Origin of the sequence: Mesotoga sp. HF07.pep.5.2.highcov, assembly GCF_003666285.1 — a bacterium.
Lineage (GTDB): Bacteria > Thermotogota > Thermotogae > Petrotogales > Kosmotogaceae > Mesotoga > Mesotoga prima.
Window position 1 is genome coordinate 1 of record NZ_JFHJ01000501.1, and the last position, 15,147, is coordinate 15,147.

At 45.7% G+C, this 15,147-nt stretch carries 16 protein-coding genes and 1 pseudogene; 5 read left to right on the forward strand and 12 right to left on the reverse strand.

Going from position 1 to position 15,147, the window contains the following annotated elements:
- Positions 1–681: SLC13 family permease (locus BG32_RS10525; RefSeq protein ID WP_183084324.1), on the forward strand; the 681-nt coding region annotated here is incomplete at its 5' end.
- Between the two features lie 9 nt (positions 682–690).
- Here BG32_RS10525 and BG32_RS10530 read toward each other — a convergent pair.
- The 12 genes and pseudogenes from BG32_RS10530 to BG32_RS10580 all read right to left on the reverse strand — a co-directional run bounded on the left by BG32_RS10530 (position 691) and on the right by BG32_RS10580 (position 9,926).
- Positions 691–1,134: a poly-gamma-glutamate biosynthesis protein PgsC/CapC gene (locus BG32_RS10530; RefSeq protein ID WP_006487263.1), complete on the reverse strand. Its 444-nt coding sequence runs from the start codon at positions 1,132–1,134 to the stop codon at positions 691–693.
- Positions 1,134–2,237, reverse strand: a complete 1,104-nt coding sequence (gene pgsB / locus BG32_RS10535; RefSeq protein ID WP_006487265.1) for a poly-gamma-glutamate synthase PgsB — start codon at positions 2,235–2,237, stop codon at positions 1,134–1,136. Before pgsB ends, BG32_RS10530 begins: the two co-directional genes overlap by 1 nt.
- Positions 2,234–3,337, reverse strand: coding sequence for a poly-gamma-glutamate system protein (gene pgsW, locus BG32_RS10540; RefSeq protein ID WP_006487267.1), 1,104 nt, complete (start codon positions 3,335–3,337; stop codon positions 2,234–2,236). The genes pgsB and pgsW overlap by 4 nt, the downstream gene beginning before the upstream one ends.
- Before the next feature lie 30 nt (positions 3,338–3,367).
- Positions 3,368–4,990 carry an OPT/YSL family transporter gene (locus tag BG32_RS10545; protein WP_014731958.1) on the reverse strand — a complete coding sequence of 541 codons (1,623 nt, stop codon included), beginning with the start codon at positions 4,988–4,990 and terminating at the stop codon, positions 3,368–3,370.
- Between the two features lie 95 nt (positions 4,991–5,085).
- A pseudogene (locus tag BG32_RS17150) lies at positions 5,086–5,352 on the reverse strand (hypothetical protein); the annotation flags it as partial.
- A 34-nt stretch (positions 5,353–5,386) separates the two neighbouring features.
- Entirely contained in the window at positions 5,387–5,542 is a 156-nt protein-coding gene (locus BG32_RS15615) for a hypothetical protein (RefSeq protein ID WP_183084325.1), read from the reverse strand.
- Between the two features lie 197 nt (positions 5,543–5,739).
- Complete coding sequence (locus tag BG32_RS10555; protein ID WP_014731959.1) at positions 5,740–6,372, reverse strand: methionine ABC transporter permease; 633 nt, start codon at positions 6,370–6,372, stop codon at positions 5,740–5,742.
- Entirely contained in the window at positions 6,372–7,361 is a 990-nt protein-coding gene (locus BG32_RS10560) for a methionine ABC transporter ATP-binding protein (RefSeq protein WP_014731960.1), read from the reverse strand. The genes BG32_RS10555 and BG32_RS10560 overlap by 1 nt, the downstream gene beginning before the upstream one ends.
- A gap of 11 nt (positions 7,362–7,372) precedes the next feature.
- Complete coding sequence (locus tag BG32_RS10565; RefSeq protein WP_099772975.1) at positions 7,373–8,152, reverse strand: MetQ/NlpA family ABC transporter substrate-binding protein; 780 nt, start codon at positions 8,150–8,152, stop codon at positions 7,373–7,375.
- A 249-nt stretch (positions 8,153–8,401) separates the two neighbouring features.
- Positions 8,402–8,776 carry a hypothetical protein gene (locus BG32_RS10570; protein WP_099772974.1) on the reverse strand — a complete coding sequence of 125 codons (375 nt, stop codon included), beginning with the start codon at positions 8,774–8,776 and terminating at the stop codon, positions 8,402–8,404.
- A gap of 145 nt (positions 8,777–8,921) precedes the next feature.
- A complete protein-coding gene (locus BG32_RS10575; RefSeq protein WP_099772973.1) occupies positions 8,922–9,338 on the reverse strand; it encodes a secondary thiamine-phosphate synthase enzyme YjbQ in 417 nt (138 codons plus the stop codon).
- Positions 9,339–9,359: 21 nt separating this feature from the next.
- Positions 9,360–9,926 (reverse strand): isoprenylcysteine carboxylmethyltransferase family protein, encoded by a 567-nt coding sequence (locus BG32_RS10580; protein ID WP_099772972.1) that lies wholly within the window; start codon positions 9,924–9,926, stop codon positions 9,360–9,362.
- A 163-nt stretch (positions 9,927–10,089) separates the two neighbouring features.
- Here BG32_RS10580 and BG32_RS10585 point away from each other — a divergent pair, with 163 nt between their 5' ends.
- The 4 genes from BG32_RS10585 to BG32_RS10600 all read left to right on the forward strand — a co-directional run.
- Complete coding sequence (locus BG32_RS10585) at positions 10,090–10,515, forward strand: PPC domain-containing DNA-binding protein (protein ID WP_099772971.1); 426 nt, start codon at positions 10,090–10,092, stop codon at positions 10,513–10,515.
- Between the two features lie 10 nt (positions 10,516–10,525).
- Positions 10,526–11,692 carry an exonuclease SbcCD subunit D gene (locus BG32_RS10590; protein WP_099772970.1) on the forward strand — a complete coding sequence of 389 codons (1,167 nt, stop codon included), beginning with the start codon at positions 10,526–10,528 and terminating at the stop codon, positions 11,690–11,692.
- Positions 11,689–14,526: an AAA family ATPase gene (locus tag BG32_RS10595; RefSeq protein ID WP_121526807.1), complete on the forward strand. Its 2,838-nt coding sequence runs from the start codon at positions 11,689–11,691 to the stop codon at positions 14,524–14,526. Before BG32_RS10590 ends, BG32_RS10595 begins: the two co-directional genes overlap by 4 nt.
- Before the next feature lie 16 nt (positions 14,527–14,542).
- Positions 14,543–15,147: amidohydrolase family protein (locus BG32_RS10600; protein WP_147434959.1), on the forward strand; the 605-nt coding region annotated here is incomplete at its 3' end.

The following is a 15,147-nucleotide window of genomic DNA, read 5'->3' on the forward strand; positions in this document are numbered from 1 at the left end:
TCATCTATTTCGGACAAGAAAGATGAGATTCAAGGACTTAAGCTGGACGGAGTAATAACCAACAGAAAGTTGATGTATGTCAGTCTGGGCACATTGATAGTTGTTGTCATTGGATTTGCAGTTCATAGCATTGTAGATATCGAAATGTCACTATTTGCGGTTTTGGGAGCTGCATTTCTGCTTTTGTATACCGGAAAGGACTTTGAATCGGTGGCAAATGAAGTCGACTGGAACGCCATTCTCTTCTTCATCGGGCTCTTTTCACTTGCATATTCTCTTGAAAGCACGGGAATAACAAGTGAACTTTCCGATCTTGCGTTAGGTCTTTCCAGCAACCCCGCAGTTCTTTCTATGCTTATACTCTGGGTCAGTGGAATGATCGCAATGGTGACTGGCGCCATTCCCGTGGTCACGATATTCATTCCGATTGTTGCTGAACTCTCTGTTCACTATCCGCTTCAATATGATCTCTGGATTGCACTTGCTTTGGGAGCAAACCTCGGTGGGAATGGAACAGTAACCGGCCATCTTGCAAATGTGATGTGCTTTGAGATGGTCAACAAAGAGTACGGAAATACGCACAGTTTTCTCGATTTCATGAAGATCGGATTCCCCTCTTCCGTTATCTCTCTGGCAATCTCGAGTTTGTTTCTGATTATTAGGCTCGTTATCTTCGGATAACTATGACTGCTAGATAACCATTACTGTCCTTATCAATGTATCGATCAGCCAAAGGAGCAGTGTTACGAAGGCCAGTGAAAGAGAAGTCTTTATAATTCCTTGCCTGTAGAAGTCATTAGCGATGAGCCCCGGAACAATCGTGCCGATTACGGTTGAAAACAGCTCGACTGGAAGATTGGGCATCAGAAAGGTATCCAGAGAGAGTTTGACGAAAACACCTAGAACAATGCCAAGAGCCATCCTCTTTCTGCCGTAGAGAATCAGATATCTCTGGAGAAGATTCAGGATGAGAAATGTAACAAGGCCGACCGCCCAGGTGTATAGAAGCCTCAACGGTTGTTCCATAAAAATGAAAAGATAGACTGGAGTCACAAGTCCACCTGCAGACAATCCCGTCACCCACCAGAATGCAGTACTTATAACTATTCCAATCGAAAACAAAGCCGGACTCATTAAATCTCCTCCAGACCGTTCAGCCAGTTTACCAGGCCGCGAATATTACCGAATCCAAACACAAGCTCGCTTCCGTCTAAAAGCGAATCCAGTTGACTCGGATCATCTAGTTTCTCTACGTTCTTGCTGTTTAAAATCCTTCTTGGAAGGGGTCCTTTAACTATTGTTCTATCGAAACTCCTGATCATCGTTTCGAAAATTGCAGCCCTATCGGGCCTATCATCTCTAGAATTGAAGAACCCGATAATCTCTTTCTCTGGAAAGTCTCGCATCACTTTTTCCAGAAGAAGAGAAGTAGAGTGTAGATCGTTTGCAGCAAAGGCGTTTGCAAGAATGGCATTTCCCATTTTACCTCCGAGCTTCAAGTACCGGAAGGTTCCCACATCGGGCAGAACCTCTTTCATTCCCTCGATAGCCAGCGATCTGTCAAGCCCGAGAAGCTCTGCAGCTTTGATTGTGATCGACAGATTTTCGTCATGGGGTATGAATTTGAACCCAGAGAGGTATTCTGTTGACGTAGCCGCAACAATCAATTTTGTTTCGATTTTCTCGCAGGTCTTCCTAACTTTTTCATAGGCTTCGGGCGACACACTTCCTACGATACAGGCCTTTCCCGGCGCAATTGATAAAGAAAGAACACTGGCCGTTTCTTCTTCAGTGCTTCCTATCTCTTCGATGTGATCTGGGAACGTGTTAGTTATTACCGTGATGTCTGCATCGAGTATTCTTCCGCTTGCCAGCTGCATCTCGGGTTTTATGGCCATGCATTCGACAACGAGTGCGTCACATTTGTCGCGCCGGGATTTTCTGAGCGCGAGAAACTGCTCCTGTATGTTTGCGGGGCCATGGCGAATTATCTCTACGTGTTTCCCCTCTGGAGTAATCCACAGAGGCACAGTCCCTGTGGTCTTTCCAAGAACCCTAAACCCGTTGGCTTTTAGCGCGCCATGGATTAACCGCACGGTTTCACTCTTCCCTCTAGTTCCGTTTACCTGAACGACGAACTTGAGCCGCGCCCTACGCTTTCTAGATATTATGTTTTCAGCCAACAGGGCTGAAAGAAGAATCAAAAGTGCAGTTCCTGCAAGAATTATGTTGTTCATTGATGAATCACCCGTCCCACAACGATACAGAGAACCATCAGGCTCAGAAAGACGATTATTAGAGGCAAAGAGAAACTATCAACAAAAAAGACGCCGCTTTCTCCTGGTTCGGGAAATGGGACTGGATCAATGGGAATTCCGTTATCCAGAGCAAGATCTCTGATATTTAGGAGATGGATCACCGGTACTCCGAGTTCGGCAAACTCAAAGATCAGTCCTCTTTCATCGCCCTCTGGTATCGAACTGAACGCTGTAAGCAAACCGTTATCGAGACTTGTCGCAATAAGTGAATTGCCGAAATTCGGCGCTGCACCACCCACGTTTACGAAAACAGAAGGAAGCCCTTCGGCCTCCTGGATATAGATCTCCAGACGTTTGTCTATGCTTTCTTGAAGAGATTCTTCGTAGATGAAAGTCTTGCCGGAAGACAGAGCGATATCGGTCATTAGTTCGCGCGCGCCCGGAAAAAACATCCCGCTCGCTGTATCGTAGTTGCCTCCAAGTGAGACGGCAACGAGACTATCTCTGAGCAGGCCGACTTCTACGAGGCGATTCAGCATATGGACGAATGTGAACTCCGGGTGAGTTGCACCGTGTTCAGAGGCACCTATCGAGTAGATCACAAACGGTTGGAGCTCCAATGTCTCACAGGCACAAAGCGTCGCAAGTAGAAGAGACGGAAAGGAGCCGCTTGCACCGATAGCTACCGGATCACCTTTCTCAAGATTCAGTTGTTTGAAGAACTTAACCATAAGCGCCGCAAAATCTGGGTTCGTTGAAGTTCTCTTAGCCTGAAGATTGCCGAGAGTAGTTGTAATTTCGGTAAATTCGGGACCTATAAGGCCTGTCAAGTTAGGGTCGACTGAGGGATCGATTTCTATACCAAGTGATTCACGAAATCTGGAAAGTTCTTCTATTGATGAAGCCATTAGGCGAGCCGCGGCAAACTGATCCGCGTAATACGGGGACTCTATTCTTTGTCTTGACTGACCAACCAGAAAAAAACCTAACACCCCGATCATTGCGCCGAGTAGCAACCACTTCAAAGAAATGTTGGCTCGGCTATAAGGGACTGTGAGTAAAACATGAGAGCTCTTCAAAACAACTCCTCAAACATATCGACGAAAATGTCAACTTCCTGTAAGCACTCTGATAATCGCAAGAACCACCCCTGTAATCCCTTCTCCTCCAAGAAGACCAGACGATATGACCAGACCGTTCTCTTTCGACTTCGGATTGAGCTTTACGGAGATAAGACTTATCATGCCTCCCAAAAAAGCGGCAGACGATATCTCCATGGGAAGATACATTCCAATTCCCAGGGTCATCCCGGGGAGTCCAATCAGATAAATCAGTATTCCAATCATAAGACCGAAGAAGAAAGCCGGAGTATTGGGAAGACCACCGACCATTGTGGAAACGGCATACGCTTGTGGTGCGGGAAGCTCCGTTCCTGGGCCCATTGTACCATAGGCCCTGAACATAATAAACAGGACAACAACCGACACAACTGCACCGATTACTCCACCGACCGTCTCGGCTATAATCTGAGCTTTGGGATCAGTTTTCAAGAGGTAGCCGGACTTGAAATCGTTGAGTACATCTCCCGCGAGTCCGCAAGCCACTGCGACAACTCCGGCGACGAGGAAGGCCTCAATGGTGCCGATATCTGACACTACCTTTACCCCTAAGAGAATTATTATTCCGAAGACCTCCATCGGATTGATACCAGACTGCCCAGTAATCGAAGCGGCCATTGCCGTTGTAAGCCAAACTCCAACAATCGTAAGGAGAGATGGAATTAGCGTCATTTCCGTCAATGTTGTCAGAAATACGGCAACCACGGCAAAAAAGATAGGAGCGAGTATCAGTTGCCTTCCTAACCTTCCCTTTTCACGCTTCTGCGATTTCCCATATATCTCCTTTGCTCGAGGGAGGATTCCCTTTATAAGAATTCCCAGTCCAGTTCCAACCATTAGCCCTATTCCTAGGCTGTCTTTGAACGCAGCGGCAGTAGCGACATCTTCAAACCAGCCAAGAGCGACTCCTACGGGGATAATTAAGAAGTAGCTAAGAACCGCTCCGAGAAACCAAACACCGGTAAATAGGGGACCGATTATATAACCAATTCCAACTGCCATGGGCGAGATCCATGTGCCGAAGAAGATGTTTTTCGAATAGAGCCATGCAGAAGACCAGGCAGCCGGGATCCAGCCCAACCCGTCTCTTATAGCGACGAAGACTGCAGCAATTCCCATTGTGGAGAAGAGATACTTTGCTTTCCTTCCTCCCTCGTCACCGGCAACGACCGTTTCATATGATGCCACACCCATGGGAAAAGGCAGCTTCTCTTTCTCCACGAAATGCTGTCGGATAAGCGAAGTGAATACGACACCCAAAACAGTTCCGGATAAGGTGACGATCAACAACGAAAGAAAACCCACTTCAGACGTCTCCTCAAGGATCCAGATTCCGGGAATCGTAAAAGCCAGACCACCAGCTACCATTGCTCCCGACGACATTGCGGTGTGCGTAACGTTTATCTCGTTCAGATTGGTTCTTCCAAGCGCCTTCAATATTGCGAGGGACATTACCGCAACGAATATTGTTGGCCAGGGAAGGGCACCCATCCTCAAGGCGACATACATGGAACTGGTCGTGATTACTACCGAACCAAACCCTCCGATTACAAGGCTTCTAATAGTCAGCTGTTTTGAACTACCCTTTTCCAGCGACAATCCACCGTTTTTCACGCTCTGTCCCTCCTGTAAATCGATATGAGCAACACTCGGTCAAGTCTTCCATTCATATCAAGTCTCTTTACGATATAGATGACGGCTAACCGCGGTTACAGTCCAGAACGATCAGTCGGATCTATTCCAAAGCAATTTGGCCACTCAAACGCAATCCTTCTCAAGATTTCGCTCTGAAATTTAAACCGAGCGTTTTTGTGATCGCTGTGATGTTCGAAAAATATGCGGAATTTCGAAAATAAGTCTCCTCCGGAAATCTCGTAACTCGCTTCATCCCGGATGCTGTCCTCTGCTCTTGTGTAAACGAATCCTTCGATGAGTTTGTATTTTTCTCTTGAAGTTATCCACGGTATGGCCTCAAATTTCTCCGATTTATCGCCACAAAACTAGTCGTAATTAAGTATAAGGGTCTTCGATTCGCATCCACGCGTATTTCGAGACGTCTTCAGTTATCTCTTCTCTTTCAGCTTCACAGTTTGCCAACTCGTCAGGGAAGGAGTCTCCTTCACAGAAGGCGGCAATTCCGGTATCTGTATCGTGATACGCTAACATCGCACTCTAGACGGTCAATCTCCATCAAATTGACTCGCGTATCGATGTCGATCGGTAGTCCCTTCATTGTTGTACTCTTTTCAGTAGACTTCTGTTTTCGAGCAGTTTCTTCGCCCGATACCAGTTTACAACATCCTGGCCTGAGCACGAAAGATGCAATTTTAATCTAGAAATCTTCTGAAATATTTGAACCAGAGTTATTTTCGTAATCTTTTTGCCAGCTTGCCTCCAGTGAACTGAAGAAGCTGGCTGATTGCCACGAGAACGATAACGGCGTAAAGAACCACGTCCCACTGAAACCTGTAGTAACCGTAGTTGATTGCCAGCTGACCCAGCCCACCGGCGCCTACGGCCCCCGCTATTGCCGTGTAGGTGACGAGATTGATCAGCAGTACGGTTACGTTTCCAATTTGATCGGGCAGCGTTTCCGGAATCAAAACCCTTGTGACCATCTGCCATCTATTGAGTCCCATCGAGTTCGATGAATCGATGATTCCAGAGGGAACGCCGTTGAAGGAATTCTCGGAAAGCCTTGCCATGAATGGGATAGCAGCAATCGTCAGATTGAATATTGCTGCGTTCGGCCCGATTATCGTTCCCATGACTCGTTTAGTAACGGGAATCAAAAGCAAAACAAGAATAATGAACGGAATCGATCTAAAAATGTTCACCAAGAGATCTAACAAAGCGTAAAGCCCTTTAAGCCCACGAGACCTCGAACACAGGTACAATCCCACCCCGAGGGGAATGCCAAGAAAAGTAGCGAGAAATCCCGAGAGAAGTAGCATGTAAAGAGTTTCAAGAGTTGCGTTAAAAATCTGAGATAGCATCAGCATACCTCCTCAAGGAAGAATACGGATTCCCTTAGCTTTTCGACGAAGAGATCCTGTTTCTCGCCCTCGACACCGATTATTAGAGTTCCAAAGGGACCGTTCTTGAATTCTTCTATCTTTCCGTAGAGGATATTTATCATCACATCGTTCTCTTTTGCGATTTTCCAGAGAACGGGTTCATGGGTCCGTGTACCCCAGAAAAGAACTCTAAGGATCTTCTTGTTAGCCGAAAGTAAAGTTTTCTCTAGTTCCAGGGGCTTACCGAAGTCACTCACTTCATTGTTTTCTATCTTGACGAAGAACTCATGGGTTGGTCCGAAGAAGTCCAGCTTTCCATTCTGCAGATATGCAACTCTGTCGCAAGTTCTCTTGATAACATCCATATCATGAGTAACAACGATAAAAGTGATGCCGTGTTTTTCATTGAGACTTACGACGAGATCTAGAAGTCTGCCGGTCGTCTTTGGATCGAGAGCCGAGGTGGGCTCATCGAGAAGAATCATCTTTGGATCCATAACGAGAGCGCGAGCGATTGCGGCTCTCTGCTGTTCGCCCCCAGATAACTGCGAAGGATAGGCTCTCAGTCTGTGTTCCAGGCCAAGCTCTGTAGCTATATTCATTACTCTCTCTTCTATCTCTTTCTTTGAGACACCTTGAATCTTCAGAGGAAAGGCAATGTTCTGATATAAAGTCCTGTACCGATAAAGATTGAAGCTCTGAAAGACTACGCCAATCTTCTTTCTTACATTTCGCACTTCGCTCTCTTTGAGTCCAACGATGTCAAGACCGTCGAAGAATATCGAACCGCTATCGACAGGCTGCAGGAGGTTGAGGGTTCGGAGCAGAGAAGTTTTCCCTGCTCCGGACAACCCCACGATTCCCACTATTTCTTCCTCTTCGACCGACAAACTCACATCATCGAGGATCTTTCTCTTTCCCGATTTGTCTTCAAAAGATAGATTTAGCTTTTCGACCCTTAGAATCAAAACACTGCGCCTCAAAAGACCGGTACTACGGCACCATCGTACTTTTCATTAATGAAGTCTCTGACCTTTTCCGTTGTCAGGGCGTCGATTAGTGCCTTCAGCCACGCTTCGTCTTTGTCGACTTCACGAATGGCTATTATGTTTGCATAAGGAGATTCGGCTCCTTCAATGAATTCCGCGTCCGTAACTGCGTTGAGGTTGATAGTAAGGGCGTAGTTCGTGTTGATAACGGCTCCGACAACCGTTTTATCGTCTGTGTAGACTCTGGGAATGAATCCAGCCTCAATCTCTACGAAAGTTAGCTGCTTTGGATTCTCTTTTATATCAAGAACTGTCGACTCCAGCTTCGTAGGATCTTTTAGCTCTATAAGTCCGTTGTTGTGAAGAAGAATAAGTGCGCGGCCTTCATTAGTTGGATCATTCGGAAGGGCGATCTTGTCGCCCGGAGCCAGCTCCGAAAGAGGTTTCTTCAAGAAGAACCCCATCGGTTCGACGTGAATAGCCTTGGCAGAAACCAGTCCCTTTATTCCCCTCTGAGAAGTGAAGGACACAAGGTAAGGAACATGCTGGAAATAATTGGCATCAAGCTCGCCGGTTGAAAGGGCAATGTTCGGAAGCACATAGTCGTTGAACACAACTATCTCGAGATCGAAGCCTTTTTCAGCGAGGTCGGCTTTTATAGCCTCAAGGATCTCCGCATGGGGGACGGGTGAAGCACCTATCCTGATCTTCGTCGTACCGAACGCAAACAACACTCCTAGTAGAACCAGTAACACAAACAGTTTCTTCATACAAATCCCTCCTGAATATAAAAAAAGGGCGTCTCTCTTGAGACGCCCCGCTTCTATTTTCTCAGGTACAGCTAAGCACCCGAAGAAACAAGGGCGTTGCCGTACATCATCATAGCTATTCTGTTTTTTCCTCTGTCGAGATTTATCTCCATAATTCAAACCTCATGAATTGTTTAGCTGATTATAGCCTAATGACTCTTTCCAAAGCAAGTCGTTATTGTAAAGAAATAGATCATTATATTTCTCGAATCAACTAGCCTCGTTATCAGTACAAATCTTCAAGTAGCGCTCTCCATTATCCTTATCCTTATAACTGACTTTCAGAAGCCTGCAACTGGTTGTCTTCGGATCCTTGCATATAAAGAAAGTGAATGAGAGATCCTTAGCTTTCCCCTTCAGTAACTCCATCTTCAATGTTGTAAGAAGACTTTCTAGACGTTTCTCTTCGTTCTGGCCATACATTCTTGCGTTCTCGTCAGTTTTCACCATTTCATTCCATAGATTCTTAGTAATCACAACGGGCAGCTTTATCCCCACTTGCTTTGCAAAAGATGTAACATCGACCGAACCTTCGTTCAAAAACTTAAAAGAACGAGAATCCAGTGATGCCTCTCTGATGCTCATCTATAGCACCTCCATATGAATGTTACTATTACCATAACATTCATGCTGGAGTCTCGCAAAGCCAAACAGAAGATACTGAAGCTCTCTGGAGCTGTTTAGGCCTGTTTATCTGATAATGCCTCCAAAAACCGTTGAACCTGAGCTCTTAATCACCGATTATTTTTATCAGAACTCTCTTTCGCCTTTTGCCATCTAGCTCGTAGTAGAAAACCTGCTCCCATGGCCCAAAGTCAAGCTTTCCATCAGTTACTGCTATGACAACTTCTCTCCCCATTACCGTTCTCTTCAAATGAGCATCTGCATTATCCTCGAATCCGTTGTGCTCGTACTGAGAATATGGTTTTTCCGGGGCGAGTCTTTCGAGCCACCTTTCGAAATCCTGATGGAGTCCCGACTCATTGTCGTTTATAAACACGCTTGCCGTAATATGCATCGCATTTACCAGCACAAGTCCCTCTCGGATCCCGCTTTCCAAAAGCGCGCCTTCCACATCGTCTGTGATATTGATTATCTCTCGTCTCATCTTTGTGTTGAAGAAAAGCTCCTTTCTGTAAGACTTCAATTCTTTCACCTCCCGATTGGTTCAGAACAGATAGGGAATCAAACGCCAGGTCTTTTTGCAGTACTCTCTGTATTCTTCTCCAAATATAATTTTCAGATTCCTCTCCTCTACGGAGATTCTGTAAAGAATTCCGGTTGTTGGAAGGACAAAAGCAAGGATTGAACTCAACGGATAGTTGAAGACCAGAGAAAGCCCCAGAAAACCTACGATCTCGGCTGCATAGGCCGGATGACGAATGACCTTGTAGAACCTGTCGGTTCTCAGTTTCTGATCTGGAAGCGCGCCAACATCAATTGCGAAGGCGGGGCCCAGTTGTCTCACTACGAAGAAACGGATTACGACGGCGAAGATCATCATTCCCACTCCTATCCATCTATGAGGAAGGAAAGTCATGAGAAAGACCTCCTTCGAACGGCCATCGACTGCAATCGCACCAAACATGCCCGAAAGAACAAAGGCAAGCATGATGTATTTTGATCGCTTCTCCTGGAGTCTCTCGCTGATCTTCCTGTTGTGAAGGAAGAAGAGATAGATATCGAATCCAACCCAGAAAAAGAGAACGATGAAGAAAAGCAACTGACCAGACATAATTGGACCTCCAGGCGAAAACAATACTTTTCAATTCTATCATCGGGAGTGACGAAGGAGAGACATTTTTAAGCCTTCGGGGGAAGACCATGTGAGGTTCATCGATTGTGAGTTCGGTAAGATGAAAAAGATGTAGTAAAATCGTAATATAGGTGGTGATTTGATGATTTTTGCAAGAGATGAGAGTGTACTGCTCTTTCGATTCGAAGATGGAGAGGATTTCATAGACGCTTTCGTTCGGACACTTTCCGATAATGGGCTCCATTCGCTTATAATCGTTAGCGGAATCGGTATGTTGAGAGACTTCACGATCGGTTGGTTCAACTCGGTTTCTAAACAATACGAGAAGGAACTTGTCACAGTTCCTCATGAACTTCTCCACATATCGGGTAATGTCTCTCTCAAGGGAGGTAAACCCTTTCCGCATCTTCATGTAACGCTTTCCGGTCCCTCAAGAAATGCAGTTGGAGGTCACCTATTCGGTGGGACCGTATGCAACACGACTGAGCTCTTCGCAATCATGACCGGAACACTGAAACTTTTCAGAGATGCCGGCAGCGAGACATCAAAGCTGGAATTCAGAAAGTGAGCTCGCTGATTTGAGATTCCTCCACTGTTCAGACATTCATCTGGGGAGAAGGCCCATCGGCTCGCCCAACAGCCCCTATTCTTATACAAGATACGAAGACTACTTCGATGCCTTTGAATTTGTGGTTGACTGGGCAGTAGCTCACAAAATCGACGCCTTCTTCATTACCGGTGATCTATTTGACAAGAGAGAAATAAATCCAGACACCCTTGCACGGACACAAAGTATTCTCTTCCGACTTAAAGAGAGTGAAATAAGGGTTCTGGCGATAGAGGGAAACCATGACAAGAGCTTCAACGTTAACGAATCCTGGCTCAGATTTCTTCACGAAACGGCGTACCTTGAATTGCTTTCTCCAGTTCAAGGGGATAACGATATACTCTTTCCCTACGTTGAGATCAGCGGGTTCAAAGTCTATGGTCTCGGGTACCCGGGCTTTTTGGCAGAGGAAATGATTTCGAAAGTCGCGAGTATCTTGAGTGGAAGAAACAACATAGTGCTTGTCCACACTGCGCCCGGTAACGATAGCTTTATTCCAGGGCTAGTTACGCCCGAAGCACTGAATATCCTTCGATCGAAAGTGATCTATGCAGGGGGAGGACATCTTCATTCGCAGCTCGCTTTTCCTGCGGATGATCCGTTCTTCTTTGTCCCCGGATCTCTTGAATACTGGGATGTCTGGGAAAACGATAGAAAAGGCTTCTACGTTTTCGATACGGAGAAAGAGTCAGCCGATTTCCACGACTCACATCGGAGGGAAAGGCAGGAGTTCTCGGTTCAAGTGGACGAAAACGAAAGACTTTCAGATTTCATAGAAAACCATGAAATTCATCAAGGTGCAATAGTTTTGGTGACTGTTTCGGGACGCGGCGATTTCAATGTTGATCAGGGGAGCCTTGAAAGAGAGATAGAGTCTTGCGGGGCCCTCAAGGCATTCGTGAAAGTCAGGAGAACTGATCGCGATATAACTCTGGACGACTATAAATCAATGAGCGCGAGAGACATCGAAAGAGAAGTGATAATGAGTTCAAAAGAGTGGAAGGAGATTGGGGCTAAGGGAGAGGAACTGGTAGCCATAATCGATAAAATGAAACACTTTCAAGAAGAAGGGAGATACGATCTCTTCAAAGACTCTGTCGATTCCTTCCTGGAAAGAATTATCGGTGATGTGCCTTGAGAATAACTTCGATCGATCTCGAGAACTTCCGAAGTCATTCCAGGTATTCCGGAACCTTCGAAAAGGGAATAAACCTGATTCTTGGAAGAAACGGTTCCGGTAAGTCATCTATCATAGAAGCGATAGGACTCGCGCTTTTCGGAGGAGGTTTGCGTGACAGGCAGGAGGACGCCGTTAGATGGAATGAAAGAAGGGCCAGGATCAAGGTAGCCTTTCTTGCAGATGATGGACTCGAATATGTTGTTGAAAAGGTTTTTGGTAATGCATCAAACCACGAGCTTTATCAGGGAGAGCTCCTGGTAGCTCGAGGAAGGGAAAACGTCATAGAGAAGATAAGGACCATCTGCGGTCTCCAGGGTGACATTTCGAGGACCTTTGAAAATGTTATAGTGGCTTTCCAGAACAAGATAGCCGACCAATTTCTCGGCAGCCCCGCAGTCAGAAGGGACTACTTCAACAGGGTCTTCCAGGTTGATCTCTACAGAAAAATATCGACGGACTTCATGAGAAGCTACGTGAGCGATTTAAGAAGCGAAGACGAGTTCCTCCGAAGAGAGATTGCCATTCTTGACAGTCAACTGGAAAGAAAAGAAGAAGTTAAGAAACGGATGGCACAGCTCTTGAAGGACCTTTCGCTTACAAAGAAGGAACTGGATACGCTAAGAGATACTCTTACAAAGATTAGAAGCGAAAAAACCGTTCTTGAAGAAGTCTCCAGAGAACTCGCCTCTCGAAAAAGCAGCCTTGAAAGAGAACTTGTCTCTCTGAAAGACGCTTCGGGCAATCTAAAGAACAATCTGAAACAAAGAGAGAGAGCTGAGAGGGCGAAGGAAATCGTCGACGAATCAAGGGAGGCCCATGATCTATATGAAAAGTTTCTTAGGGAGGAAAACATCCTCAATACTGAAAAGAGGAGATTGGAAGGTCTGGCTGAAGAATCTTCGAGAATCGGCAGGAAGGTCTCAGAATTTGAGATCGAGATCACCCGATTGACGGAGTCGCTTTCGAACAAAAACAACAGACTCAGAGAGATTGATGAGCGTTTTGAAAAGCAGAAGATGGAACGCAGTGGGCTAATTAGAGAGAAAGAAGCCGCCGAGCTAGAGTTGGGAAACAAGAGAAGGGCTTACGAACTCAGTCTTTCGAAGAAGAAAGCTTTCAAAGTGATCTATGAACAATATAGAGAAAATGAGAGACGCATCAATGCGCTTGAGGATCTATGGGCAAGCGTCCAAAATTTGGAGAGCGCCGATGAGCTCAACTTACTTCTGAAAAAGATAGATGAAGAGATAGAGAAGACAAATCGGGAAGTCCTGGTCCTAGAAAGACTGAACGAGGCAAAAACGACAAAATCTGCGCAAAAAAAGGCACTGAAGGAGTATGAGGGTTCCCTTGCCGAAGGTATCTGCCCGTTGTTGAACGAGAAGTGCCGTAACATTGAAAACAGAGAAGACTATGGAGGATACATAGCGGAATTAATTAAAGGACTTGAAGAAGGCGAAAGAGAGCTTTTGAAAGAGATAAAAAAAGTTGGGGATAGTCCATCTAGGCTGAACGAGCTCCTGGGGGAAAAGACTCTGACCCTAAAAGCGATTGAAGAAAGAGCGAAAAAAGAAAGTGAGAAGTCGAGGATTGAAGAAGAGAAGAGCAAACTGATGAAAACTCATAAAAAACTCATTCTAGAGCTTTCATCGATTTCGGGTGTTCCTGCCGAAGTCGAACAAATGAGTGAAGAAATCGAGAAGGAGATCCGTGAAGCTTCGACAGAACTAGAGCTTCAAAATAAGCAGGTCTCTTCGCTTTCCGATCAGATAAAGAGAATCGATTCTCAGATCGAAGAACTGATTATCGGCAGGAAAATACTGGACGAAGAGAAGAAGGAAACCGAAAAAGCCATTACCTCCCGCAGGACTGAGACAGCTGATTTGAGAAGCTCATTAGAAGAATATGCAAAGGAACTCGACAAGCTTCCGGAATTCAACACGCGAATCGAAGAAACGCGAAGAGCAATGGCCTTGAACAAGACCGGTTATGAGAACTACAACAGGTTTGCGACCCTAGCAGGCTATCTTGAAGAGTATGCTTCGCTTTGTAAAAGCTCGCTTGAAAAGTGCAGAAATACGTCTCTTTCGATTTCAAAGATTAGAAAAGAGTATAGCTCCCTCCAGAGGGCCTTCGATTCAGAACGATTCGAGCAGCTTAGAATTGAAGAGAAAGCTGTGGAAGAGAAATACAATCTGAAACGAGATGAGACAGTATCCATCGATCGAGATCTCCTGTCGGCAAAAACCGATCTTAGAAACCTTGCCGACATCGAAAAACAGAAGAAAACAAGGCAAAAAACGATAGAGAAGATAGGCAAAAAGGTCGAACTTGCGGAAAAGATAAGAGAGAATCTCAATCTCACGGGAGAGAGAATCACAGCCGGCTTTCGCGATGCAATCGAAAGGAAGGCTACTTTAGACTACATGAGAATATCCGGTATGGAGGAGACTATAAGATGGAACGAAGACTACGAGGTCTCTGTCAAAGCACCTGAATATGAAGGTGGAAGCGTCAGAAGTTTCTCTAATCTTTCGGGGGGTGAACAGGTTCTCGTCTCACTCTGTTTGCGGGCAGCTATGACCGGCATCCTAAGCGGAGCAAGATTTGCCGTTTTCGACGAGCCGACTTCAAACCTTGACAAAGAGAGGAAAGAGCTTCTTGCCCACTCTCTAAGAGAATTATTCGGGGAGCTAGATCAATCTATAATAGTTACTCATGACGATGTCTTTTCTGAGATGGCGCAAAAAGTTATAAGGCTCGACCCCGCTAATGAATTGGAGACACAGTAAATCGGAGGTGCGTTCTTTGAAGACAATACTGAAAAACATCGACTATCTCGTGACCATGAACGAAAGAAGAGACGAACTTAAAGATGCATTTGTTGTTGTCCAGGACGGTGTTATAACAGATGTGGGAACTGGGATCCCTTCTCCTGGGGATATAGAGATAGACCTTTCCGGTAGAATCATTCTGCCGGGTTTCGTCAACACTCATCATCATTTTTATCAGTCACTCTTTCGCAGTGTGAAGGAAGTCGCATCGGCGAAGTTGTTTGACTGGCTTGTCTTCCTTTATGAGCGGTGGAAGAACCTCGATAATGAAGCGATATACGTGAGCAGTAAAGTGGCGATTTACGAAATGATGATGTCTGGGGTTACAACCACAACCGACATGTTGTACCTTCACCCGAAGGGAAGAAATGAGTTCATCGACAGCGAAATAGAGGCGGCACTTGGTACCGGCGTGAGGTTTCATCCCACGAGAGGTTCGATGTCTCTCTCAAAGAAAGATGGGGGGCTGCCCCCTGACTCGGTCGTCCAGAGCGAAAGAGAGATAATTGAAGATTCAGTTAGGCTTATAGAGAAGTATCACGACAGAGAAAAAAACGCTATGCTCCGGATAGCGCTGGC

What these genes read in the sequence shown, in the direction of transcription:
- BG32_RS10530 (WP_006487263.1), bottom strand. Translation starts at nt 1,134, where the DNA reads ATGAGTCCGGCTTTGTTTTCGATTGGAATAGTTATAAGTACTGCATTC.
- pgsB (WP_006487265.1), bottom strand. Translation starts at nt 2,237, where the DNA reads ATGAACAACATAATTCTTGCAGGAACTGCACTTTTGATTCTTCTTTCA.
- BG32_RS15615 (WP_183084325.1), bottom strand. Translation starts at nt 5,542, where the DNA reads ATGTTAGCGTATCACGATACAGATACCGGAATTGCCGCCTTCTGTGAA.
- BG32_RS10555 (WP_014731959.1), bottom strand. Translation starts at nt 6,372, where the DNA reads ATGCTATCTCAGATTTTTAACGCAACTCTTGAAACTCTTTACATGCTA.
- BG32_RS10565 (WP_099772975.1), bottom strand. Translation starts at nt 8,152, where the DNA reads ATGAAGAAACTGTTTGTGTTACTGGTTCTACTAGGAGTGTTGTTTGCG.
- BG32_RS10570 (WP_099772974.1), bottom strand. Translation starts at nt 8,776, where the DNA reads ATGAGCATCAGAGAGGCATCACTGGATTCTCGTTCTTTTAAGTTTTTG.
- BG32_RS10580 (WP_099772972.1), bottom strand. Translation starts at nt 9,926, where the DNA reads ATGTCTGGTCAGTTGCTTTTCTTCATCGTTCTCTTTTTCTGGGTTGGA.
- BG32_RS10585 (WP_099772971.1), top strand. Translation starts at nt 10,090, where the DNA reads ATGATTTTTGCAAGAGATGAGAGTGTACTGCTCTTTCGATTCGAAGAT.